This is a genomic window from Pseudomonas sp. GW821-FHT01E10, assembly GCF_059422365.1.
Genome location: NZ_JBWKWT010000002.1, coordinates 453,163 through 476,921 on the forward strand (window position 1 = coordinate 453,163; position 23,759 = coordinate 476,921).

Annotated in this window: 22 protein-coding genes; 9 read left to right on the plus strand and 13 right to left on the minus strand. The window is 60.0% G+C overall.

Translation table 11 applies throughout. The features are described from left to right. Positions 1–41 precede the first annotated feature (41 nt). From AC07V0_RS05790 to AC07V0_RS05825, 8 genes are all read right to left on the minus strand, one after another. Positions 42–788 carry a 2OG-Fe dioxygenase family protein gene (locus AC07V0_RS05790; protein WP_495019497.1) on the minus strand — a complete coding sequence of 249 codons (747 nt, stop codon included), beginning with the start codon at positions 786–788 and terminating at the stop codon, positions 42–44. A gap of 231 nt (positions 789–1,019) precedes the next feature. Further along, the gene (locus tag AC07V0_RS05795) at positions 1,020–2,306 is read right to left on the minus strand and encodes an OprD family porin (protein WP_477746724.1); all 1,287 of its coding nucleotides are present in this window, start codon (positions 2,304–2,306) and stop codon (positions 1,020–1,022) included. 237 nt (positions 2,307–2,543) lie between these two features. Beyond that, positions 2,544–2,939, minus strand: a complete 396-nt coding sequence (locus AC07V0_RS05800; protein ID WP_495019498.1) for a nuclear transport factor 2 family protein — start codon at positions 2,937–2,939, stop codon at positions 2,544–2,546. 17 nt (positions 2,940–2,956) lie between these two features. Further along, positions 2,957–3,628 (minus strand): DsbA family protein, encoded by a 672-nt coding sequence (locus tag AC07V0_RS05805; protein WP_064615868.1) that lies wholly within the window; start codon positions 3,626–3,628, stop codon positions 2,957–2,959. Positions 3,629–3,845: 217 nt separating this feature from the next. After that, on the minus strand, positions 3,846–4,058 hold the full coding sequence (locus AC07V0_RS05810) for a hypothetical protein (protein WP_018929289.1): 213 nt from the start codon (positions 4,056–4,058) through the stop codon (positions 3,846–3,848). Positions 4,059–4,304: 246 nt separating this feature from the next. After that, positions 4,305–5,411 (minus strand): agmatine deiminase, encoded by a 1,107-nt coding sequence (gene aguA, locus AC07V0_RS05815; protein WP_495019499.1) that lies wholly within the window; start codon positions 5,409–5,411, stop codon positions 4,305–4,307. Between the two features lie 4 nt (positions 5,412–5,415). Beyond that, positions 5,416–6,294: an N-carbamoylputrescine amidase gene (gene aguB, locus AC07V0_RS05820; protein ID WP_008068730.1), complete on the minus strand. Its 879-nt coding sequence runs from the start codon at positions 6,292–6,294 to the stop codon at positions 5,416–5,418. A 208-nt stretch (positions 6,295–6,502) separates the two neighbouring features. Continuing rightward, positions 6,503–9,415 carry an aminotransferase gene (locus AC07V0_RS05825; RefSeq protein WP_495019500.1) on the minus strand — a complete coding sequence of 971 codons (2,913 nt, stop codon included), beginning with the start codon at positions 9,413–9,415 and terminating at the stop codon, positions 6,503–6,505. 180 nt (positions 9,416–9,595) lie between these two features. On the opposite strand from AC07V0_RS05825, the gene rfbC reads away from it, so the two are divergent. The 4 genes from rfbC to AC07V0_RS05845 all read left to right on the plus strand — a co-directional run bounded on the left by rfbC (position 9,596) and on the right by AC07V0_RS05845 (position 13,999). Further along, on the plus strand, positions 9,596–10,141 hold the full coding sequence (rfbC, locus tag AC07V0_RS05830) for a dTDP-4-dehydrorhamnose 3,5-epimerase (RefSeq protein ID WP_064615862.1): 546 nt from the start codon (positions 9,596–9,598) through the stop codon (positions 10,139–10,141). Between the two features lie 162 nt (positions 10,142–10,303). Beyond that, positions 10,304–12,112: a sensor histidine kinase gene (locus tag AC07V0_RS05835; protein ID WP_018929294.1), complete on the plus strand. Its 1,809-nt coding sequence runs from the start codon at positions 10,304–10,306 to the stop codon at positions 12,110–12,112. After that, the gene (locus AC07V0_RS05840; RefSeq protein WP_064615860.1) at positions 12,109–13,503 is read left to right on the plus strand and encodes a sigma-54-dependent transcriptional regulator; all 1,395 of its coding nucleotides are present in this window, start codon (positions 12,109–12,111) and stop codon (positions 13,501–13,503) included. The genes AC07V0_RS05835 and AC07V0_RS05840 overlap by 4 nt, the downstream gene beginning before the upstream one ends. A gap of 40 nt (positions 13,504–13,543) precedes the next feature. Beyond that, complete coding sequence (locus tag AC07V0_RS05845) at positions 13,544–13,999, plus strand: thioesterase domain-containing protein (RefSeq protein ID WP_064615859.1); 456 nt, start codon at positions 13,544–13,546, stop codon at positions 13,997–13,999. A gap of 109 nt (positions 14,000–14,108) precedes the next feature. Here the strand turns inward: AC07V0_RS05845 and cysQ are convergent, their stop codons facing one another. Both cysQ and nudE read right to left on the minus strand, forming a co-directional pair. Further along, positions 14,109–14,942 (minus strand): 3'(2'),5'-bisphosphate nucleotidase CysQ, encoded by an 834-nt coding sequence (gene cysQ / locus AC07V0_RS05850; protein WP_064615857.1) that lies wholly within the window; start codon positions 14,940–14,942, stop codon positions 14,109–14,111. Then, the gene (gene nudE, locus AC07V0_RS05855) at positions 14,939–15,505 is read right to left on the minus strand and encodes an ADP compounds hydrolase NudE (protein WP_018929298.1); all 567 of its coding nucleotides are present in this window, start codon (positions 15,503–15,505) and stop codon (positions 14,939–14,941) included. Before nudE ends, cysQ begins: the two co-directional genes overlap by 4 nt. Positions 15,506–15,595: 90 nt before the next feature. Here nudE and yrfG point away from each other — a divergent pair, with 90 nt between their 5' ends. After that, complete coding sequence (gene yrfG, locus AC07V0_RS05860) at positions 15,596–16,258, plus strand: GMP/IMP nucleotidase (protein WP_007939517.1); 663 nt, start codon at positions 15,596–15,598, stop codon at positions 16,256–16,258. A 152-nt stretch (positions 16,259–16,410) separates the two neighbouring features. Here the strand turns inward: yrfG and lysM are convergent, their stop codons facing one another. After that, the gene (gene lysM / locus AC07V0_RS05865) at positions 16,411–16,851 is read right to left on the minus strand and encodes a peptidoglycan-binding protein LysM (RefSeq protein ID WP_018929300.1); all 441 of its coding nucleotides are present in this window, start codon (positions 16,849–16,851) and stop codon (positions 16,411–16,413) included. Positions 16,852–16,988: 137 nt separating this feature from the next. Here lysM and AC07V0_RS05870 point away from each other — a divergent pair, with 137 nt between their 5' ends. The 4 genes from AC07V0_RS05870 to AC07V0_RS05885 all read left to right on the plus strand — a co-directional run bounded on the left by AC07V0_RS05870 (position 16,989) and on the right by AC07V0_RS05885 (position 21,899). Beyond that, a complete protein-coding gene (locus tag AC07V0_RS05870; RefSeq protein ID WP_495019501.1) occupies positions 16,989–17,876 on the plus strand; it encodes a LysR family transcriptional regulator in 888 nt (295 codons plus the stop codon). A 94-nt stretch (positions 17,877–17,970) separates the two neighbouring features. After that, entirely contained in the window at positions 17,971–18,810 is an 840-nt protein-coding gene (gene fdhD / locus AC07V0_RS05875) for a formate dehydrogenase accessory sulfurtransferase FdhD (protein WP_086944155.1), read from the plus strand. Then, positions 18,807–21,155 carry an FdhF/YdeP family oxidoreductase gene (locus AC07V0_RS05880; protein ID WP_111453966.1) on the plus strand — a complete coding sequence of 783 codons (2,349 nt, stop codon included), beginning with the start codon at positions 18,807–18,809 and terminating at the stop codon, positions 21,153–21,155. Before fdhD ends, AC07V0_RS05880 begins: the two co-directional genes overlap by 4 nt. A gap of 249 nt (positions 21,156–21,404) precedes the next feature. Beyond that, the gene (locus tag AC07V0_RS05885; RefSeq protein WP_018929304.1) at positions 21,405–21,899 is read left to right on the plus strand and encodes a glycine zipper domain-containing protein; all 495 of its coding nucleotides are present in this window, start codon (positions 21,405–21,407) and stop codon (positions 21,897–21,899) included. A 68-nt stretch (positions 21,900–21,967) separates the two neighbouring features. On the opposite strand, the gene AC07V0_RS05890 is transcribed toward AC07V0_RS05885, so the two are convergent. Together AC07V0_RS05890 and AC07V0_RS05895 are read right to left on the minus strand one after the other, a co-directional pair. Beyond that, on the minus strand, positions 21,968–22,399 hold the full coding sequence (locus AC07V0_RS05890) for an acyl-CoA thioesterase (RefSeq protein WP_018929305.1): 432 nt from the start codon (positions 22,397–22,399) through the stop codon (positions 21,968–21,970). Positions 22,400–22,473: 74 nt separating this feature from the next. Then, positions 22,474–23,700, minus strand: coding sequence for a 3-hydroxyacyl-CoA dehydrogenase (locus tag AC07V0_RS05895; RefSeq protein ID WP_495019502.1), 1,227 nt, complete (start codon positions 23,698–23,700; stop codon positions 22,474–22,476). Positions 23,701–23,759 lie beyond the last annotated feature (59 nt).

Here is a 23,759-nt window from a genome sequence, read left to right on the forward strand (position 1 = left end):
GTGCAGAGCACTCGGTGATGTTCATCATGGGGTCGAACTGTTCAGCGAACAATGTCGAAAGCGGTCCCGGGCCGCGAGAAGGAAATGGCCAGAATCTGCCGATAGGCCATTTCGTGAGCATGGGTGTTGCGCGCCGGTGTCACGTAGTGACGCATCTCGCGATCGAGGAAGTAGGTGGTGTCGAGGATTTCCATATAAGTCGTCGCCGCCAGCTGTTCCTCTTGGGCCGAATACAAACGGCTCTCCGCCCCGTCCACATTGTTGCGACCCCAGAAATGCACACCGCTGAACGGATAACCGTCGCAGTGAATACCTTCCGGGGTGATTTCCAGTTGCTTGCCCGGCTTGATCTCGATGCGGATCTGATGAATCTGGCATTGCCAGATTTCGTCGTGCAGTTCCGGCGGCAATACGTGTTTGTACACCTCGAAATCCGTATCGATCAGGCTGCGCATCACCGGCGAATTAATGACCTCATTAGAGAAGTCCTGGAAGTGCCGCTCCAGTCCACCGACGTAGCTGTTGTTGGCCTTCGATTGCACGTAGGCGCGATGTTCCAATTGCTTCAAGTCACGGGTGACCGGGTTGTATTCAAAATCGCTGTAGCGACGAAAACGCATGCCCGCATCGGCTTGGCCGTAATAACTGTCCGGCTCCATGTTTTCCCAACTTTTGGTCAGTCTGACGAAGTCGGAAAAATGACCGAAGAGATTGAAGTCGGCTCCCTGGACGTTGACATACTTGTCGCGCCGTAGCGATTCGCCAACTTCTCTGTTCAACACGATCATTACTAGGTCTCCGCTGCATTAAGCGGCCTAATCTAGTAGGTGCCGGATTGACGGCCCATGAGAAAGAATTTCAGGCATATCAAGCGTTGCTTGAAACGCAGGATAAAGTTGCTCCAATTCGACTTTTTACGATCGAAAACAGCCTTTTTCGGTGTTTTCATATGGTTATGAGGCAAAAAAAACCCCGAACCAGTCAGGGTTTTTATCGAGTCTGAACAACTCAGCCGATCATCAGAAGATGTTGATCGGGTAATCCACGAATACGCGCAGTTCGTTGCCGCTGACGTTGTACTCGCTGGATTTCTGCGACACACGCAGGATCGAGCTGCGTACCTTCACGCTCAGGTCTTTGGCCGGGCCACTCTGCACGACGTACTTGAACTGGTTGAAGATCTCGCGCTCGGTGCCGCCTTCGCTGGTGGAAGTGGTGATGTTGTCGCCGCGCACGTAGGCCACGTTGTAGCTCAGGCCCGGAACGCCGAAGGCGCCGAAGTCCAGACCGTAACCCAGCTGCCAGCTGCGTTCGTCTTCGGCGTTGAAGTCGGACCAGTAGGAGTTCGCCAGGTAAATGGTGTTGCCGCCGTCGCCGACGCGGTTCTGGCCGCGCTGATAGCCACCGTAGGCATAACCCAGGTTGCTGTCGCCGGTGCTGCGCTGGTGGGCGAGGGTGAACGAGTGCGGGCCGGTGACAAAGGTCGCTGCCAGGCTCCAGATTTTGTTGTCGTCGCCGGTGACACCGTTTTCCCGGACGTAGGAGTTGTCCAGCTTGGTGCGATAGCCGTTGAAGTCCAGGGTCAGGGACTGATCCTTGGCAATCGGGAACACGTAATTGGCGTTCACGTATTGCTTCTTCAGTACGTCTTCGACGTCGGAAGCGTACAGCGCTGCCTTGAACTGTTCAGTGAACTGGTAGCTACCGCCCAATACATTGATCGACTTCAAGCCACCGCTGTCACGGCCTTCAGCGCTTTTGCGCGATTCGGCGGTGAAGCGACCGGCGTTCAGCTCCAGGCCTTTGATCTCTTTGGAGGTGATCAAGGTGCCGGTATAGCTTTCCGGCAGCAGGCGGGAGTTGTCGTAGTTCAGCACCGGCAGGGCCGGCATCTGGTCACCGTAGGTCAGGACGGTGCTGGAGATACGGAATTTGACCGCGCCACCGAACTTGGACAAGTCATCCGCCGCGTTGCCGCTGTCGCCCTGCTTGAAGAAGTCGATACCACCGGCGCCGCTGCGGCCTTTGCCGCCGTCCAGACGCAGTGCGTACAGACCGAAGGCATCCACACCCACACCGACGGTGCCTTGGGTGAAACCGGACGAGTAAGTACCGATGGCCGCTTGGCCCCATTCGGCTTTGTCCGGGTTGCCGTCTTTATAGTCACGATTGATGTAGGCGTTGCGCAGCAGCACTTTGAGGCTGCTGTCTTCAACAAAACCCTTGGATTCGGCCTGGTCGTTAGCCATGGCCTGTGTGGCGCTCAACATCCCCAGTGCGATCAGGCTGATTCGCTTGTTCAACATGTTATTTTCCTTATTACGGGTTGATACGCTCTGTGCCGAACAGCTGAAACGGCGCTATCGCGCTCTTTTTTCACCGCAAAAACAAAAAGGCCCGCCCACGAAAATTCGCGGCGGGCCTTTTATTGTTTTGTCAGTCGTGGCGGTTAGCCACAGGCGTTGGGGCGCATCCTATCTGCGCCCTTAATGATGTGTCAATTTCGTGAATCTTCTGTAAATAGGCGAAAATCGTCTAAGAAATCACTTGTAAGCGATAGCCAATTGCACGACATGGCTGTCGACGAATTGTTCGAAATGGGTGACTTTTCCGTCGGCCAGAGTCCACAAGTGCGCGACTCGGGCATTCATCGCACGACCGGTAGCTTTATAGACGCCGCTGTAATTGCCGTAGGCAAATACCTTGTCGCCCTGAGCGACGTAGTTCTCGACCTTGAACCGAAAATCTTCCCACTCAGTGGCCAGGCGCTTGAAGACATTTTCGACGATCGCGTCGAAACCGACGTAGGTCCCGGCATACGGAAAACCTGCGGCTTCGGTCCAGCGGGCGTCATCGGCCAGCGCCGCGGCGGTGTTGCGCGCATTCTCCTGGGAGTTGACGCCTTCGTAGGTGCTTTTGATCAGGCTCAGGTTATCCATGGTGACTCCAGGTGAGTTCAATGGGCGCAGCCGTCGAGGCCACAGGTTTGAAACGCGGATGAAGACTCTGTTGCCGAAAGCGACTGGCTCAACCATTGGGCGAAGGCCTGCGGCTTGCCGAGCCAAGGGCCGATATCGACCAGGGTGAACTGGCCATCCTGTTCCAGCGCGAAGGTCGGGAAGCCCTGACCGCCGACACGGGCCAAGAGTGCGCGGCTGTCCTTGATATGGCGACCGGTATCAGCTGCACTAAATGCCTGCTGGAAAGCCTCGGGCTCAAGACCTGTCTGTGCGGCAAGTTCAAGCAAAACAGCCTCGTCAGCGATGCGTCGACCTTCCACGTAATGAGCCGTCTGCAAACGCCCCAGCAACTCCAGTCCGCGCCCGGCGATCTGCTCGGCTGCCAGCACGGCGGCAATCGGCGGCGTGGAGTCGAACACCGCCGTCTCATCACGCAGCAATCCCTCAAAATATGCTTCGCCAAACGGCTGGCCGGTGTACTCGGCGATGCGCCGGTCGTGGGGCATGACGTAATTGCGTAGTTGTGGCGAAACGGTTTGGCGATTGGCACCGCTCATCATGCCGCCGCCGTGGCCGATCACCGGCAACACGGTTTGGGCAGCTTGCACCAAGGGTTTGGCGCCGTAGCACCAACCGCACAATGGGTCGTAAATGTAGTGAAGGGTCATGGGAAGACTCCGGCAATAAAGTAGGAAAACTCAATGCCGGCAGACTAATACTCAGATCGTTTTGGAAAAACGCCGGAATCGATTTCAGTCTGTTTCAAGAATCGGTCGAATGCCCCTTAACGGGCACCCACCGATCTTGCAGGCACCCACTTTTGCGACGGGCATAAAAAAGCGCCGCCTTCCCGGCAGCGCTTTTATCCATCCGTTGTTTTTCTTCTTATCCTTCCATCACATCCCACAATGCTTCCAGTTCCGCCTCGCTGAATAAACCAGCGGGATAGCGCTCGATCATCATCCGGCGCGGATCAGGTTCTCTGATCTGACGCGTTCCATTGGACTTCAACCACTGTGCCAGGACTTGAAGCGATTCGCTGTTAACTGCCAGGGGATGCAGTGCCCGCTCGCCCACTACGTTCATTTCGGCGTTCATCTCAGCGCTCTCTCCTGGTTTGTGAGCGGCTAACTTATCCAAGGTTTATGACAGAACATCGAAGTTCTCTCCCTCCCCGTGTTGCGCCATCGAAGATACAAGAGCTATGCCAATGTTTTCGAAGTGTCGATAAGTAGATACAAAAAAGCCCGAAGTCCTGATGGGCTGCGGGCTTTCTGCGAGATAAGGAGGCCAAAATCGTTGCTCAATCGATTTTTCAATCAACTCAAGCTGTTACGTCCTCACTCACTCCTTGTGTGGAGCGGGCTGTTGTTGGGTAAGGCAATGGATGTTACCGCCCCCAAGTAACAGTTCGCGACCAGGCACCATGACCACTTCGTGTTGCGGAAACAAGCTCTGCAAAATCTCTTTGGCCGGCCCGTCCAGTGGGTCGTCGAAGCTTGGCGCGATGATGCCACCGTTGACGATCAGGAAGTTCACATAAGAGCCGGCCAGGCGCACGGTCGGATTGCGCTCCTGAGTGCCGTCCACCGGGTCCACACCGGCGCACTCTTCTTCGGTCGCATACAGCGGCCCCGGAATCGGCATTTTGTGCACCGTGAACGAGCGCCCCTTGGCATCGGTGCTGTTTTGCAGCACGTTCATGGCCGCCTGGCAGCGCGGGTAGTTCGGGTCCTGCGGGTCGTCGGTCCAGGCCAGCAGCACTTCACCCGGACGCACATAGCAGCAGAAGTTATCCACATGGCCGTCGGTTTCGTCGTTGAACAAGCCGTCCGGCAGCCAGATGATCTTATCCACAGCCAGGTTTGCGCTGAGCACCGCTTCGATTTGCTCACGGCTCATGTGCGGATTGCGATTGCGGTTGAGCAGGCACTCTTCGGTGGTGATCAGGGTGCCTTCGCCATCGACATGAATCGAGCCGCCTTCGAGCACAAAACCCTCGGTGCGGTAGCGCGGGCTGCGCTCGATTTCGAGGATCTTGCCCGCCACCTGCGAGTCACGGTTCCACGGCGAATACAAACCACCGTCGAAACCACCCCAGGCATTGAAGTCCCAATCCACGCCACGGACTTCGCCGCTGTCATTGATGACGAACGTCGGGCCGGTATCCCGGACCCAGGCGTCATCGCTGGACATCTCCACCACACGAATATTCGGCACGTCGAGACGGGCGCGGGCATTTTCGTACTGGCCAGCGGAGACCGCCACGGTCACCGGTTCGAAACGCGCGATGGCCTTGGCCACTGCAACGTGCGCGGCTTGCGCCGGTTTGCCACCCAGGCGCCAGTTGTCCGGGCGCTCGGGCCAGACCATCCAGGTCTGGGTTTGGGGTGCCCACTCGGCAGGCATGTAAAAGCCGTCGGCGCGAGGGGTGCTGTTCAACGTGGTCATGGCTTCAGGACTCCAGGGAACCGTCGAGGGTTTTAATCGCGCCGTACAGGTTCGGACGACGGTCACGGAACGAACCCCAGGCGCTGCGAATGTGCTCCAGCTCATCGAGGTCGAAGCTGTGAACCAGAATGCCTTCTTCGGTTTCGTTCAGCTCTTGGACCTTCTCGCCAAACTGGTTGGCGATGAACGACGAGCCGTAGAAGGTAATATCGTAGCCGTCCTGCTCTTCGTTACCGATGCGGTTGCTGGCGATCAGCGGCATCAGGTTGGCGCCGGCATGGCCCTGCTGCACGCGCTGCCAGTGGTCGCGGGACGAAATGGTCTTGTCGTGCGGCTCGCTGCCGATGGCAGTCGGGTAGAACAGGATTTCCGCGCCTTGCAGCGCCATGCTGCGGGCGCACTCAGGGAACCACTGATCCCAGCAGATGCCCACGCCGATTTTCGCGTAACGGGTGTTCCACACTTTGAAACCGGTATCGCCCGGGTTGAAGTAGTACTTTTCGTGGTAGCCAGGGCCATCCGGGATGTGGCTTTTACGATAAATCCCGAGGTTGCTGCCGTCGGCATCGATGATCGCGATGCTGTTGAAACGCGCGCGTCCGGCCAATTCGTAGAAGCTGATCGGCAGCACCACTTGCAGTTCCTTGGCGACTTTCTGGAAGTGCTTGATGGCGACGTTGTCTTCTACCGTTGTGGCCAGTTGCAGGTAGTCCGGGTTCGGCTTCTGGCAGAAGTACGGAGCCTCGAACAGTTCCTGGATCAGGATGATTTGCGCACCTTTGGCCGCTGCCTCACGGACCAGCTTCTCAGCGGTCTCGATGTTGGCTTCAAGGTCCCAGGAACAAGCCATCTGGGTGGCGGCGACGGTAACGATACGACTCATGAATCATCTCCTGGGCAAGTGCTTGAGGGTCAGTGTGGCATCGATCGATGACAGAACGGGAATCACCGGGCGTGGTTCGTCCACACCGTGGGCAGTGGCGACTTTATAGCCGATAAAAATCGGCTTTAAAAGCAATAAATATCCACCGCCTCTAAATAACCTCAAAAATTCCCGATAACAATCGATATTTGCAACCTCTGCGAGCTGCCTACAAACCTTCGCCCAGCACCTTCGACAGCATGTCCACAAAGAAGTCCACACTCTGCCGCGACGTGACCATCGGTGGTTTGATCTTGAGGATGTTCAGGTAATCACCCGTCGGCTGCATGAAAATCCCCAACTCACGAAGGCGATCGCACAACGCCGTGGTTTCTTCGGTCGCCGGCTCAAGGGTTTCGCGATTGCGGACCAACTCCACGCCCAGATAAAAGCCGGAACCGTGCACCGCTCCCACCAACGGATGCCGGTCGATCAGGGCTTCAAGACGTTCCTTGAAGTACCCGCCCACGACCTGGGCGTTTTCCCAGAGTTTTTCTTCTTCCATCACATCCAGCACCGCCATGCCGATCCGGCAACTGACCGGGCTGCCGCCAGCGGACGAGAAGAAATAACCCTCGGCCTCCAGCGCTTCGGCAATCTCCCGACGGGTAATGACGGCACCCAACGGCTGGCCGTTACCCATGCCTTTGGCCATGGTGATGATGTCGGGCACCACGCCCTGCTCTTCGAAACCCCAGAAAAATTTACCCATGCGGCCGTAACCGACCTGCACCTCATCGGCGATGCACACCCCACCCTGAGCACGGACCAGCGCATAGACCTGCTTCAAATAGCCCGGCGGTAGCGAGATGCCGCCGGCATTGCCATACACCGGCTCGCAGATGAAACCGGCGAGTTGGCGTTTCTGCCCGGCGATTTTCGCCAGGTTGTGTTCGACGCTGCGCACGTAGTCCGGCGCGCTGTCCGGGCCACGGAATTCGCCGCGATAGGTGTTCGGTGCGGTCACCGGGTGCACCCAATCGGGACGGCTGCTCAAGGCCTTGGGGTTGTCGGCAATCGAGGTCGAGACCGCATCCGCCGCCACCGACCAGCCGTGATACGCCTCCAGCACACTGAGCATGTCGCGGCCGCCGCTGTAGGCCCAGGCCAGGCGAATCGCCAGGTCATTGGCCTCGGTGCCGCTGTTGACCAGGAATACCCGGTCCATGTTGTCCGGTGCCAACTTCAACAAGCGCTCGGAAAACTCGGCAATCGCTGCGTAGTGAAAACGCGAGTTGGTGTTGAGCAACGACCATTGACGGCCGGCGACGGCGGCCATGCGCGGATGACCGTGCCCCAACACTGCAACGTTATTGAGCATGTCGAGGTAGGAGCGGCCCTGCATGTCGATCAGGTGATTGCGCCAGCCCCGCTCGATGCGCGGCGGGTCGACGTAATAATGCTTCTGGGATCGGGCGAAACTGGCATCGCGGCGGGCCAGCAAGATTTGCGGGTCGAGTTCTTCTTCTGCATCGCAGGCCAGCCCCAGCAACGCCGCCGGTGACGGGCACAACGCTTGCCAGGCGGCGGCGCGCGAAGGTGTGCAAAACAACGGTGCGTCGAGCTGAGCACTGCGGCACAACTGTACGATCAACGCTCCGCTGACAGAGCCCAGCACCTGGCCTTTGACCAATGCTGCGCCCGCGTGCAACGACGGTGTCACACCCCACAGCCGTAAACTCAGTTGTGGACCATCCAGTTGCAGCACACCCACTGCCGGCTGGTGAACCGTTCCGGCAAACGGCGATTCGACCGCCGTGCCATGGGGCACTCGCAACTCGACATGCAGAGGGCAAGTGGCCGGTTCAGTGGCGCTGTCCGGTTGGGTGCGAGACAGACGATATTGCCCATAACGACTGGCCGCCAGACCATGAGCCGCAGCAGCTTCGGTCAACAGACGCTGGTCGATCCCCTCTTGCTCCCAGTTACCCGCTTCGAAATGCGGGCTGAGCACGCCCAGATCGATCAACGCAAACTCACGCCCCACCAGACTCGGCAACAAGGGCGCAAAGCTTTCGCTGCCGATGCTCGGCAGGCCTTGACCAACCGCAGCAAGAATCGCCGCCTCCATCAACGCCAGCGGCACCGATGTGGCCACGCGGAAAACTTCCCACTCATGGGTCAGGTTGTCGCGACTGTACTCATTGCCCGGATCAATGGTGACCTGCTGTTCGCCACTCAGCACCAACACCGCCGAACGCGCAACGATCAGCGGCCAGAGCGCCAGCAGTTCTTCATGTTGCAGCGGATTGATCGCGTGATAGGCCCGAACCGCCGGCAAGATGTAGAACGGATCGCCATCGGCATGGTGCAGCAGCGCGGCACAGGTCACCGACAGATCGGTGATCCGCCAGGTTCGGACCAGGTCGCCGAAATCGATGACACCCTGCAACTGCCATTGGCGCTGCGCATCTCGCTGCCAGACCACGTTGTCGTCGGTGATGTCCATGTGAATCGCCTGCACCGGCAGCTTATCCACCAAGGGCTGCAAATGGCGCTCGGCCTGCTCGGCCGCTTCAGCAATCAGCTTGCGTTGCTGATCATCCTTGATCACCGGCAGCAAATGCGCGATCAACGCGTTGGCGTGGCGGGCGTCCCATTGAAGGGTGCGCTCAAGGCCAGGATGGTCGAAGCCGGCCAGCGCCAGGTCCATCTCGCCGCAGAGCCGACCGAAACCGGCGACCACGGCCTGGCTCAGATGGTCGAGGTGCGTCAGGGACTGGCCGTCGATGTAATCGAGCAGACGTACATGCACCGCTTGACCGCCGACCTCCAGGGAGAGCAGGTCTTTACCATTTTTGGCCGGGATCACTCGCGGCACCTTCACGCCGGGATGTTCGACCAAGCGCTTGAGCCCTGCGTGCTGGGCTTGCAGCTCCAGCACCGAATAATCACCACGGCAGATTTTCAGGACGAAACGCCCCTGCTCGCTGTCGACGCGGTAGTTGAGATCCTGCTGGCTTCCAAGAGCCTGCAACCGTCCGCTCAGCCCGTAATGTTCTTCCAGCAACTCAAGCGCTTGCGCCGCGGACACTTGCGGGCTGGGCAGACTGGCGCGGTGAATCAACGTGGCGAGCGGCATACAACGCCCCCTGAAATTTTATTAGGCGCTTATATCGCCACTGCCGGGTGCGATACGCAACCCCCCTTCCCTGATTGGCCCGAATCAATGCGTGAGCAACTCTCTTCACCGTCCCACTCGCGCCTGCCGGCACTTTGCGTAAGAATGTCGCCCATCAACGCCTATTGCTGGAGAAACACCATGAATGTAGTCACCACCGACCTGCCAGGTGTTCTGATCATCGAGCCCAAGGTATTTGGTGATGAGCGCGGCTTCTTCTATGAAAGCTTCAACGCCAAGGCTTTCGAAGAAGCAACCGGCCTGAACACCCGATTCGTGCAGGACAACCATTCCCGCTCGCAAAAAGGCGTACTGCGCGGCTTGCACTACCAGCTGGAAAACACTCAGGGCAAACTGGTCCGCGTCACCGCCGGTGAAGTGCTGGACGTGGCCGTGGACATTCGCCGCAGCTCGCCGCATTTCGGCAAATGGGTCGCGGTGCGCCTGTCCGCCGACAACCATCGCCAGCTCTGGGTACCAGAAGGTTTTGCCCATGGTTTCGTGGTGCTGAGCGATTTCGCTGAATTCCTCTACAAAACCACCGACTACTACACCCCGTCGGCTGAACGCAGCATTCGCTGGGACGACCCGGACTTGGGCATCGACTGGCAGCTGGACGAGGCACCGCAGCTGTCCGCCAAGGATCAGGCCGCCGCGTTCTTCAAGGACGCTGAAGTCTTCTCCTGAATTGCCGTCTGAATTTTCAGCGCCAGCATGCACTTGATCCAGGGTGCGCAGACTGCGCCCGCAAGCCTAGGGTCTGTTGAGGTTTGGTAGCGAACCGCGTTGCTACCAAACGTCAACAGACCCTAGGCATAATGCGTCTGTCCCCACAGGCGCTTGATGCTCATGACACCGACCCTCCCCCGCAGACCCCGCTGGCGCAGCCTGGCACTGCTTGCGTTGTGCCTGGCACCCTTGCTGTGGCCGCTGGAGCATCTGGCCGAGCGTTATTACCGCAGCGAGCTGGCCGGGCAGAACCGTCAGACCCTCGACCTCTACGTCGCCAACCTGTTGGGTACCCTGCACCGCTATGAAGTGCTGCCGCAGATTCTCGGCGACCTGCCCGCCCTGCGTGCGACGTTGGGCGCCCCCGACGAGGGCGTGATTCAAGGCAATGCCAATCGTCTGTTGAAACACATCAGTGCCCAGACCGGCGCCGAAGTCATGTACCTGATGGACACCACCGGCAAGACACTGGCGGCCTCCAACTGGGACAAACACGACAGCTTCGTCGGCCGCAATTTCTCTTTCCGTCCATATTTCAGTGAAGCCATGGCCGGGCGCCTGGGGCGCTTCTTTGGCCTGGGCACCACCTCGGCCAAGCGCGGTTACTTCTTCGCTGCGGCGGTACACGATCGTGAAAAAATCATCGGCGTGTTGGTGGTCAAGGTTGACCTCGATCACACCGAAAGCCTCTGGGGCAAAACCCCGGAACAACTGCTGGTCACCGACCACAACGGTGTGGTCATCCTCACATCGCGGCCAGAATGGCGTTTCCGCTCGACCCGTCCATTGAGTGATGAGGAGAACAAGGCCGTCGCCGCGATTCAACCCTATCCGACCCGCGATCCAAAGCCGTTGAGTCTCGACCCCAATGCCTGGCTGACCCAAACCCGGCAGATCGAAGAAACCGGCTGGAGTGTCAGTATCCTTGCTCCACGCACCCTGATCGACCGCCCCGTGCGCACAGTTGTGGCCATCGGCGGCGCAACGCTGCTGGTATTGATGCTGCTGCTTGGCCTGATGATGCAACGCCGACGCCATTACCTGGAGCGGATCGCCTTCGAAGCCAAGACCCGCCAGGAACTCGAAGGCCGGGTCGCCGAACGGACCAGCGACCTTGAGGGCCTCAACCGTCGACTGAAACAGGAAGTGCTGGAGCGCGAACACGCCCAGCAAGAACTGGTACGCGCTCAGGATGATCTGGTACAGGCCGGCAAGCTCTCGGCGCTGGGAACAATGTCGGCGAGTATCAGCCATGAACTCAACCAACCGCTGGCGGCCATCCGCAGCTACGCGGAAAACGCCGAAGTGCTGCTCGATCATCAGCGCACCGAGGATGCTCGCGGCAACCTCAAGCTGATCAGCGAGCTGACCGGGCGCATGGCGTCGATCATCGCCCACCTGCGCGCCTTCGCCCGACGTGATCGCCATGCCCCGGAAAGCGTGGCCCTGCAACCGGCGCTGGACGACGCCCTGGCGTTACTGGCCAAGCGTCGGCGCAGCATGGAAGTCGAGCTGATCCGCGACCTGCCGGCCGCCACCCTGTGGGTCGAGGCTGGAGAAACCCGTCTGCGCCAGGTACTCGGCAATCTGCTGGCCAATGCGCTCGATGCCCTGACGGAAAAAGGCCCGCCGCGTAAACTCTGGTTGAGTGCCCAATCCACCGCCGACGGCGTCACTCTGTACATTCGCGATAACGGCCCCGGGTTCTGCCTGGAAGCGCTGGGTCGTGCCGGCGAGCCCTTCTACACCACCAAGACCCGCACTCAGGGACTTGGGCTGGGGCTGGCGATCTGCGACACCCTGATGCGCGCCTTCGGTGGTGAACTGTCGTTCTCCAACCATAAGGAAGGCGGCGCCCTGATTACCCTGAAGCTGCGCGCAGGCGCGCCGGGTGTGAGCCTGCAACCGTCCGAGGACCGAAGTGCATGACCATCGACAACCGCATCCAGGTCGTGTTGATCGACGACGATCCCCACCTGCGTCAGGCCCTGAGCCAGACCCTGGACCTGGCCGGCCTGAAGATCCTGCCGCTTGCTGAAGCCAAGGGCCTGGCCGGGCAACTGGAACGCGACTGGCCAGGCGTTGTGGTCAGTGACATCCGCATGCCGGGCATGGACGGCCTCGAACTGCTGACCGAACTCCACGCCCAGGATCCGGAGCTGCCCGTGCTGCTGATCACCGGCCACGGCGATGTCCCCCTGGCGGTGCAGGCCATGCGCGCCGGGGCTTATGACTTTCTGGAAAAACCTTTCGCCAGTGACGCCCTGCTCGACAGCGTACGTCGCGCCCTGGCCCTGCGCCGTCTGGTACTGGACAACCGCAGCCTGCGGCTGGCCCTGAGCGATCGCAACGAACTCAGCGCCCGACTGGTCGGGCAATCGGCGCCGATGCTGCGCCTGCGCGAGCAGATCGGGGCACTGGCGGCGACCAAGGCTGACGTGCTGATTCTCGGTGAAACCGGTGCAGGCAAAGAAGTGGTGGCCCGCGCGCTGCACGACTTGTCGAGTCGGCGTAACGGCCCGTTCGTGGCAATCAACGCCGGGGCCCTGGCCGAGTCGGTGGTGGAAAGCGAGTTGTTCGGTCACGAACCCGGCGCGTTTACCGGCGCGCAAAAGCGCCGCATCGGCAAGTTCGAATTCGCCAACGGCGGCACGTTGTTCCTCGATGAAATCGAAAGCATGAGCCTGGACGTGCAGGTGAAATTGCTGCGCTTGCTGCAAGAGCGAGTCGTCGAACGCCTGGGCGGCAATCAGTTGATCCCGCTGGACATCCGCATCATCGCCGCGACCAAGGAAGACCTGCGGCAATCCGCCGATCAGGGGCGCTTCCGTGCCGACTTGTATTACCGCCTGAACGTTGCGCCGTTGCGCATTCCGCCGTTGCGCGAACGGGGCGAAGATGCGCTGGTGCTGTTCCAGCATTTCGCTGACGAAGCCAGCGCCCGCCACGGCTTGCCGCCCCACGAACTGCAACCGGGGCAACGGGCGCTGCTGCTGCGTCACAGCTGGCCAGGTAACGTGCGGGAACTGCAGAACGCCGCCGAGCGCTTTGCCCTGGGCCTGGAGCTGGCACTGGACAGCAGCGCACCGGATGGCGGTGTCGGCACCACGGTTGAAGTGGTCAGCGGCGGCTTGAGCGAGCAAGTCGAGAACTTCGAGAAGAGCCTGATTGCCGCCGAACTGGCGCGCTCGCACAGCTCCGTGCGCAGCCTCGCCGAAGCGCTCGGCATTCCGCGCAAAACCCTGCACGACAAGCTGCGCAAGCATGGCCTGAACTTCGCCGATGGCGGCACCAGCAGCCATACCGACGACCTCGATTGAGCTACCGTAAAATCATCCCTATCAAACAAAAGGCCCGCGAATGAACCGCGACAGTCGTCACCTGGAATCGATCCTCTATCGCGACATCCCCCTCACGCGGGACATGGGCCTCAAAGTGCTCGACTGGCATGACCAACAACTGCGCCTGCATCTGCCGCTGGAGCCCAACGTCAATCACAAGAGCACCATGTTCGGTGGCAGCCTGTATTGCGGCGCGGTGCTGGCCGGCTGGGGCTGGCTGCATTTGCGTTTACGTGAAGAAGGTATCGAAGACGGGCACATCGTGATTCAGGAAGGGCAGATCAACTACCCGCTGCCGGTCACCATGGACGCGACGGCGATCTGTCAGGCACCGAACCCGGCAGTGTGGAGGAAGTTCCTGGCGATGTATCGACGCTATGGGCGGGCGCGGTTGACGCTGCATTCGCGGATCGTGAATGCCGGGAGTGAAGAGGATGCGGTGAGGTTTACCGGGCAATACGTCCTTCACCGGTAAAGCAAACGATCTTAAAAGATCGCAGCCTCGTTGCACTCGACAGCTCCTACAGAGAAGCGCGCCCCCTGTAGGAGCTGTCGAGTGAAACGAGGCTGCGATCTCTTGATCTTTACGCCCGAGCGAGCGCCAATAGTTTCTCCCGCCAAGCCGCTTTAGCCGGCAGCGCCAGGAAGAACTCATTCAGCAACGATTCCCGCGCCGGATAACAGAACGGCGCGCCGCTCAAATCCAGCACCTCACCGCCGGCGCCTTCCAGCACACCTTGAGCCGCGGCCGTGTCCCACTGCGAAGTCGGCGCCAATCGCGGATAACAATCCGCCGCCCCTTCCGCCAGTAGGCAAAACTTCAGTGAGCTGCCGATATTCGCCAGTTGCAGCTCGCCCAGACTGTCACTCAACCCCGCCAGTAAGCGCTCCTGCTCAGGGCTTGAATGCCGACGACTGGCGACCACCGTGAAGGCTTCACCCGCCGCCGGCACCTCGCGAACCTGGATCGGCATTGGCTCGGCGCCTTTATCGCCACGCCAGGCTCCCAACCTGTCACCGCCAACATAAAAACGCCCGCTGGTCGGCATCGACACCACGCCAAACACCACACGCCCCTGCTCGATCAGCGCAATGTTCACGGTGAACTCTTCGCTGCCGGAGATGAACTCCTTAGTGCCGTCCAGAGGGTCGACCAACCACCAACGCTGCCAGCCGGCACGCACGCTCTGGGGGATGTTGGCATCCTCTTCGGACAGCACCGGAATAGTCGGGTCCAGCGCCGTCAACCCGGCCAGAATCACATGGTGAGCGGCCATGTCGGCAGCTGTGACCGGGGAATCATCGGACTTTGCCGTCACAGCAACGTTGACGCGCCAGAACGGCAGGATCGCCTCGCCAGCCTTCAATGCCAGTTCTACCACCGGTGCCATCAACGGATGGGGAAAATTCAACTTCATGGCAGGAACACCCCACGCTGAGTCAACAGATCACGGGCCAGATACAGCGCCGCCAAGGCACGGCCCTCGGTGAATCGCGGGTTCTGCGCCAACGCCGACAATTCCCGCAGGTTGATCTTGTCCATCCCCATCGGCTCGGGCTCGTCACCCTCCAGGCGTTCTTCGTACAAATCGGTGGCCAGCACCACCTGGATTTTCTGGCTCATGTAGCCAGGTGACAACGACAACTCGGTCAGGTGCTCCAGTTGCCGCGCGCCATACCCGGCCTCTTCCTTGAGCTCCCGCTCGGCCGCCGCCAGCACGTCTTCGCCCGGCTCGATCAAGCCTTTGGGCAGGGACAATTCGTAGGCATCGGTGCCACCGCAGTATTCCTCCACCAACACGGCGTGGTCCGCGTCGAGCATCGCCACGATCATCACCGCACCATAACCAGCGCCTTTACCGACCAATCGCTCGTAAGTGCGTTCCACGCCATTGGAAAAGCGCAGTTTCAGCTCTTCGACACAGAATAATCGGCTGGTGGCGACGATCTCGCGGGCGAGTATGGTGGGTTTCTGGCGCATGAGAAGCTCCTTGGCGTGAACGCGTTACTATACCCGGCCTACCCTGATTGTTTACCTCGGATATCTTTTTTACCGCTGGAGAAGTTTTTTATGTCCCTGCTGCCCTGGCGCGACATCGATACCGTTCTGCTGGATATGGACGGCACGCTGCTGGACCTGCACTACGACAACCATTTCTGGCTGGAACACCTGCCAAAGCGTTATGCCGAGTTGCACGGGGTGAGCCTGGCCATGGCGGAGCTGGAATTGCAGCCACTGTTCGAGCGCCATGCCGGTCAGTTGCAGTGGTATTGCCTGGACTTCTGGAGCGCCGAACTGAAGTTGTCGGTGCGCGAACTGAAACTGGAAACCGCGCACCTGATCGCCTTGCGTCCGGATGCGGACACTTTTCTGGCCGCGATCAAACAGGCCGGCAAGCGCGTGGTACTGATCACCAACGCCCACCGCGACTCGTTGTCATTGAAACTGGAAAGAATTGAACTGGCGCCGTATTTCGAGCGCTTGATCAGCTCTCACGATTACGGTTTCGCCAAAGAAGACCCGCAGTTCTGGGATGCCTTGCAGGCCGATATCGGCTTCGACCCGGCACGCTGCCTGTTCATCGACGACACCCTGCCGATCCTGCGCAGCGCACGCAATTTCGGGGTGGCGCACCTGCTGGCCGTGAGCGAGCCGGACAGTCGCAAAGGGCCGAAGGACACGGCAGAGTTTGCGGCGGTGGGGGATTATCGGGAGCTCATCGCAGGGCTTTAGAGTCTGACGCGGTCGTTGTGGCGAGGGAGCTTGCTCCCGCTGGAGTGCGAAGCTCTCCCAATCTGGCTGAGTTCCTTCAGAAAGGTGCATTGGCCAGATTGCGACTGCTGCGCAGCCGAGCGGGAGCAAGCTCCCTCGCCACAGGTTCTGTGTTATTCAGGAATCCGCAACACCTGCCCCGGATAGATCTTGTCCGGGTGCGAAAGCATTGGTTTGTTGGCTTCAAAGATTTTGTTGTACTTGTTCGCGTCGCCGTATGCCGCCTTGGAAATCGCGCTGAGGGTGTCGCCCTTTTTAACGGTGACGAACTGCGCTGCCTTGGCAACCGGCCCCGTTACGGTGATCTGGTCATCGACACTACCGACACCGGCAATATTGCCCACGGCCAACAGAATTTTCTCCTTCTCTTCCTGGCTTGCCACTTCACCGGTGACGGTGACTTTGTCGCCATCGATGGTCGCCTGAACATTCGGGTTACCCAAGCCGACCTTGCTGATGTGTGCCTTCAGCTGCTCGCTGGCGTTGGCATTGCCGGGTGTCAGCAGATCAATAAGTTTTTCACCTGCTTCTTTCACAAAGCTAAAAATACTCATGGTGCACGCTCCTTGGGATTTGGGTTCCAGACGCCCAAGACTAGACCAGTCGTTTGAAGACCGGCTCCCAGCCGACCAATGACCCAACCCCGCGCAGGCGGTAGAATCGCAAACCTTGCCGGCGCCCTGGAGCGAAGATGGACATCAAGCAGCTGAAATTCCTCATCGCTCTCGACGAAACCCGACACTTCGGCCAGGCCGCCGCGCGCTGTCACATCACTCAGCCGACCTTGTCCATGCGCCTGCGCAGCCTTGAGGAAGAACTCGAGCTGCCGCTGGTCAATCGCGGCCAACGCTTCGAAGGTTTCACGGCGCCGGGTGAGCGCGTGCTGGCATGGGCGCGTACGGTGCTGGCGGCCTACGACGGTTTGCAGGCCGAAGCGGCGGCCTGTCGCGGCAACCTCGTGGGTACGTTGCGTCTGGGGGTGGTGCCGCTGTCGAGTTTCGACCCGGTGCCGCTGATGCAACGCCTGCATGCCGCACACCCGAACCTGCGGTTCGAACTCTCGGCCCTGAGTTCCGAACAGATCCTTGAACAACTGGCGAGTAACCGTCTCGACCTCGGCGTATCGTACCTGGAGCATCTGGACGGCGAGCGCTTCGACTCCCTGGCGTTCAGCGAAACCCGCATGGGCCTGCTCTACGATCAACGCTTCTTCAGTTTCGGCGAGGTGCCGCTGAGCTGGGAGTCGCTGATCGAACTGCCCATGGGCATGCTCACCAGCGGCATGCACTTTCGCCAGTCCATCGACCATAACTTCCACAGCCGTGGCCTGACCCCACAACCGTTGCTGCAAACCGATGCAGTCCACCAATTGTTACAAGCGGTACACGGTGGCCTGTGCTGCGCGGTGATGCCGCTGAACAGCGGCCTCGAAAACCTCACCGATCACTTGCGCCTGCAACCCATCGAAAGCGCCCAGACCCTCGCCCGGCTGGGGCTGATCATGCGTCGCAGCGCTCCGCGTTCGGCCTTGGCAGAAGCCTGTTTTGCGATCTATCAGAAATCACTGACAGACTCTTGATCGACGCCATCTATCGGTAGATCAGTAATAGCGATTAGACGCGACATGTTGACGCGCCTAGGCTTAAAGCTGACCAAACCGTCGGTGATGCCTAATGAACGCCAAGCGCCCCGGCTGCGCGGCGCCCGCTCTCGAAACGCCCGCGCCCGCCGCAAGCCAGACATACAGTTACTGCAACCTCGAATACTCCGAATCATCCAGCACCGCGCTGGCTGAGGAAGTCGCGTTGGCGATCGCCTACAACGGCATCAGCCAGGCCGTCATGTTGGTGACGCCGACAGACCTTGAAGACTTCATCGTCGGCTTCAGCCTCGGCAGCGGCATCATCGACGACGCTTCAGACATCTATGACCTGCAACTCAGCGGCTCGGGTTCGGCGCAATACGCGCAAGTGACCATCGCCAACCGCGCCTTCTGGAACCTCAAGCAGCAGCGCCGGCAACTGGCCGGCACCAGCGGTTGCGGGCTCTGTGGCGTGGAAGCGGTGGAGCAAGCGCTGCCCGATCTCAAGGTGCTGCCCGGCGCCCCGCTGCCCCCCGCCGAATGGCTGGACGGCCTGCGCCATCGCATCGGCGAATTCCAGCCTTTGGGCCAGCATTGCGGCGCGGTGCATGCGGCGGTGTTCATGAATGGCAAAGGCGAATTGCTGCTGGGCCGTGAAGACATCGGCCGACACAACGCCCTCGACAAGCTGATTGGCGGGTTGATCCGCCAGAAAATCCCGACCACCGATGGTCTGGCGATTGTCACCAGCCGTTGCAGCCTCGAATTGATCCAGAAAGTTTTACGTGCCGGCATCCAGACCCTGGTCAGCCTGTCATCGCCCACGGGCCTGGCCGTGCAATGGGCCCGTCGACACAACCTCAATCTCATCCACCTACCTCAGAAAAGTGCACCAAGGGTCTACAGCCCTGCGTTGGAGAATCAAGCGTGAGTCAACACCAACAAGCCGACCAGAAACCTGTTCCACGTTACAAGCCCTATAAGGGTGCGGCCGGTGGCTGGGGCGCGCTGGCCAGCGTCGCCCGGGCCTGGTTGACCAGCGACAACGCGTTGAAAAATCTGCGCATGATGCTCAAGACCAACAAGAACGGCGGGTTCGATTGCCCCGGTTGCGCCTGGGGCGATTCCCAGGAAGGCGGCATGGTGATGTTCTGCGAGAACGGCGCCAAAGCAGTGAACTGGGAAGCGACCAAACGGCGTGTCGATGGCGCGTTTTTCGCCAAGCACAGCGTTAGCTCGTTGCTGGAACAAAGTGATTATTGGCTCGAGTACCAGGGCCGTCTGACCGAGCCGCTGAGCTACGACGCCGAAACCGATCGTTACAAACCGATCAGCTGGGAAGCCGCATTCGCCCTGATCGGCAAACACTTGCAAGGGCTGTCGAGCCCGAATCAGGCCGAGTTCTACACCTCGGGCCGTGCCAGCAACGAAGCGGCGTTCCTCTATCAATTGTTCGTGCGCGCCTATGGCACCAACAATTTCCCCGACTGCTCGAACATGTGCCACGAAGCCAGCGGTGTGGCATTGGCGCAGAGCGTTGGCGTCGGCAAAGGCACGGTGACCTTCGACGACTTCGAACACGCCGATGCGATTTTCGTCTGGGGCCAGAACCCTGGCACCAACCACCCGCGGATGCTCGAGCCACTGCGCGAAGCGGTGAAACGCGGTGCGCAGGTGGTGTGCATCAACCCGCTGAAAGAGCGCGGCCTGGAACGCTTCCAGCACCCGCAACACCCGATCGAAATGCTCACCAACGGCGACAAACCGACCAACACCGCGTACTTCCGTCCGGCATTGGGCGGCGACATGGCGATCATGCGCGGCATGGCCAAGTTCCTGCTGCAATGGGAGCGCGATGCGCAGAAGGCGGGTGAGCCTGCGGTGTTCGACCACGACTTCCTCAATGAACACAGCGTCAATGTTCTGGAATACCTCGGCATCGTCGACGACACCCCGTGGGAGCAGATCGTCGAGCAATCCGGCCTGCCCCTGGTGGAAATCGAGCAAGCGGCGCGCATGTACGCCAAAGGCAAGAACGTGATCATGTGCTGGGCGATGGGCATCACCCAGCATCGCCATTCGGTGGCGACCATCCAGGAAATCGCCAACCTGATGCTGCTGCGCGGCAACATCGGCCGGCCGGGTGCCGGTCTGTGCCCGGTGCGCGGCCACAGTAACGTGCAGGGCGACCGGACAATGGGCATCAACGAACGCCCGCCGGCCGCATTCCTCGACTCCCTGGAGCGGCGCTTCCAGTTCAAGGTGCCACGCGAAAACGGCCACAACGTGATCGAGGCGATTCACGCGATGGCCGAAGGCCGTTCGAAAGTTTTCATCGGCCTGGGCGGCAACTTCGCCCAAGCCACCCCGGACAGCCCACGGACCTTCCAGGCCCTGAGCAACTGCGACCTGACCGTGCAGATCAGCACCAAGCTCAACCGCAGCCATTTGATCCACGGTAAAGACGCGCTGATCCTGCCGTGCCTGGGCCGCACCGATATCGATATCCAGACCGAAGGCGCCCAAGCGGTGACCGTGGAAGACTCCTTCAGCATGGTCCACGCCTCCAACGGTCAGTTGCAACCGTTGTCGAACCTGATGCGCTCGGAGCCTGCAATCATCGCTGGTATCGCCGCCGCGACCCTGGGCAGCAAACCGGTGGACTGGAACTGGCTGGTGGCTGATTACAGCCGCATCCGCGACCTGATCGCCGACACCATCCCGGGCTTTCGGGACTTCAACGAGAAAGTCCAGAACCCCGGCGGTTTCTACCTGGGCAGCAGTGCCGGCGCACGTCGCTGGAATACCCCATCAGGTCGGGCCAATTTCCGTCCGAACATCCTGCCCAAACACCTGGTGCACGAACGCACCCGCGCCACCGGCGTACTGCCGGACCTGATCATGCAGTCGATGCGCTCCCACGATCAGTACAACACCACCATTTATGGTCTTGATGATCGTTATCGCGGGGTGAAAGGTCAGCGGGATGTGTTGTTCGTCAATGAAGCCGACATCATTCGCCTGGGCTTCAAACCGGGGCAAAAGGCTGACATCGTATCGATCTGGGATGATGGCCGTGAGCGGCGGGTCAAGGGTTTTACCCTGCTGGCGTTTGATATTCCTGCCGGGCAAGCGGCTGCGTACTATCCGGAAGTGAACCCGCTGGTGCCGTTGGAAAGCACTGGGGATGGCAGCCATACGCCGACGTCGAAGTTTGTGGCGATCCGGCTGGAGGCGGCGAGTGAAACCGGGTTGATCATGGCCAAGTCAGCTTGACGCAGCGATGGCGGTAGCCCACTCAACAAATTTTTCCGATCCGTACTTTCCAATCGCCCACAAAAAAGGCCGTTTTCATATGAAAACGGCCTTTGAGAAGTAGCTAAAGACCGGCGAAAAACACTTAAGTTCCGCCCAAAAAACAGCAACTTATAGAAATGTGCTCAAGTCGTGTTATTCGTCGGATTTCTATTGTCACAACCATGACACAGCCTCAGGATCGCGCCGTCATCCCCTTGAGGTTCCTCTATGAAGTTCTCCTCGATTCTCTTGTTGTCCCTTGGCCTGGTCAGTGGCTTCGCGTCTGCTGGCGGCACCACCGAAGCAGGTGTGGGCGGCGCATTGGGCGGGGTTCTTGGCTCGGTCGTCGGTCAATCACTAGGCGGCAGTACAGGTTCAACCATTGGCGCGGCCCTGGGCGGCGCGGGTGGTAGCGCAGTTGGCGCAGACAGACGCAGCCGTGGCGAAGCCGCCATTGGCGGTGCGTTGGGCGCAGCTGGCGGTAACGTGGTCGGCCGCAGCATGGGCGGCACCACCGGTAGCCTGATCGGCTCCGCAGCAGGCGGCGGCCTCGGTGGCGCGCTGGGTAACCATATGGGCAACAGCAGCAATGACGACGATGATCGTCGTTCCTATCGTCGTGGTTATGACGATGATGATCGTCGCTACTACCGTGGTCACCCGGGTCGCGGCCATGCGTATGGGCATCGCAAGCATCACCATCGCTATCACGATGACGACTGAGGCTTGAATCGCCTCGTCGACCGTTAGATCGAAAAATCGCAGCCCTCGGGCTGCGATTTTTTTTGCCCTCAGATCGCCAGTCGCTCCAACGCCCCGCGCAACCCGGCAGGAATCGCCACCGGCTGATTCGACAGCCGATCGACGAATACATGCACGAAGCGCCCTGCCGCGCAGGCCTCATCTTCTCCAGCCTTGAACACCGCCAGCTCGTACTGCACCGAACTGCTGCCCAACTTGCCGACCCGCAGGCCAATCTCGATCCGATCCGGGAAGGCGATAGACGCGAAGTAATCGCAGGCCGAACTCACCACAAAACCCACCACCTCACCGTCATGGATATCCAGGCCGCCGACTTCGATCAGGTAGGTGTTCACCGCCGTATCGAAAAAACTGTAGTAGGTGACGTTATTGACATGACCGTAGGCGTCATTGTCATGCCAGCGGGTGGTGATGGGCTGGAAATGGGGGTAGTCGGTGCGATGGGGCATCGGGTTGGACATCAGCGTCGGTTCCTGGAGTTGGATGGCCAGTTTAAGGTGAAACTGCGAAGGCGCTGTCACAGGCACTACCTAAATCACATGTCGGTAAACCCTCTGCCCTGCGCCGCCAACTCCCCAATCAACCGTGCCGGGGCCCAGTGATCCCCCTGTTTGGTCTCAAGCTGCAACAACCGCAGATGAATATCGTCCAGCCCTTGCTGATCCGCCCAGGCCATCGGCCCGCCCTTGTCCGTCGGGAAACCATAACCGTTGAGGTACACCAGATCGATGTCGTGCGCCGACGCCGCAATGCCTTCCTGAAGGATCTTCGCCCCTTCATTGACCAGTGCCAGCAAGCTGCGCTCAAGAATCTCCTCTGACCCTATCTCACGCCGCTGGAACCCCAACCCTTCGCTGACTTCCAGCACCAGCGCATCGACTTCCACATCATGCTCAGCCTGACGACTGCCCGGCTCGTAATGGTAATACCCGTCGCCGCTCTTCTGACCGAAACGCCCGAGCTCGCACAAACGATTGTCCACCTGAACCTCCGGCGCATCCTGGCCCTTGCCAGCCAGCTCCCGCGCGCGCCACTCCAGGTCAATGCCGACCACGTCGTACATTCGGAACGGCCCCATGGCGAAACCAAAACCTTGCAGCGCTGCATCCACCTGATAAGGCAACGCCCCCTCCAGCAGCATCTTGCGCGCTTCGAGCACGTACGGATGCAGCATGCGGTTGCCGATGAAACCGTGACAGTTGCCCGAGACCACGCTGACCTTGTCCATGCGCTGGCCCAGTGCCAGGGCTGCATCAAGCACCGCCGGAGCGGTCTGGGCGCCGCGTACGATCTCCAGCAATTTCATGATGTGCGCCGGGCTGAAGAAGTGCAGGCCCAGGACCTGCTGCGGGCGGCGAGTGGCGGCGGCGATGGCGTCGATATCCAGCGCCGAGGTATTGCTGGCCAGAATCGCTTCAGGTTTGAGCAGGCCGTCGAGTTCGCGGAAGATTTTCTGCTTCAGCTCGAGGTTTTCGTAGACCGCTTCGATCACCAGATCAACATCGCGGATCGCTGCGTAATCGGCAGCCGTCGTTACCCGTGCAATGCGCGCATCCGCCTCGGTCTGATCGATCCGCCCCTGACGCACGCTGTGGGCGTAAGTGTCAGCCACGCTGGTCAGCGCCTGCTCAAGCATCTGCGGATTGTTATCGACCCACTGCACCGGCACCCCGGCGTTGGCCAGGCACATAACAATGCCCCGGCCCATGGTGCCCGCGCCAATCACGGCGGCGCGCTGAATATCGAACGATGTCTGGCTCATGGTTGTTGTTCTCTTATTGGCGATCCAAAGACAGTCCTCACCATAGTCAGCCGATGCGT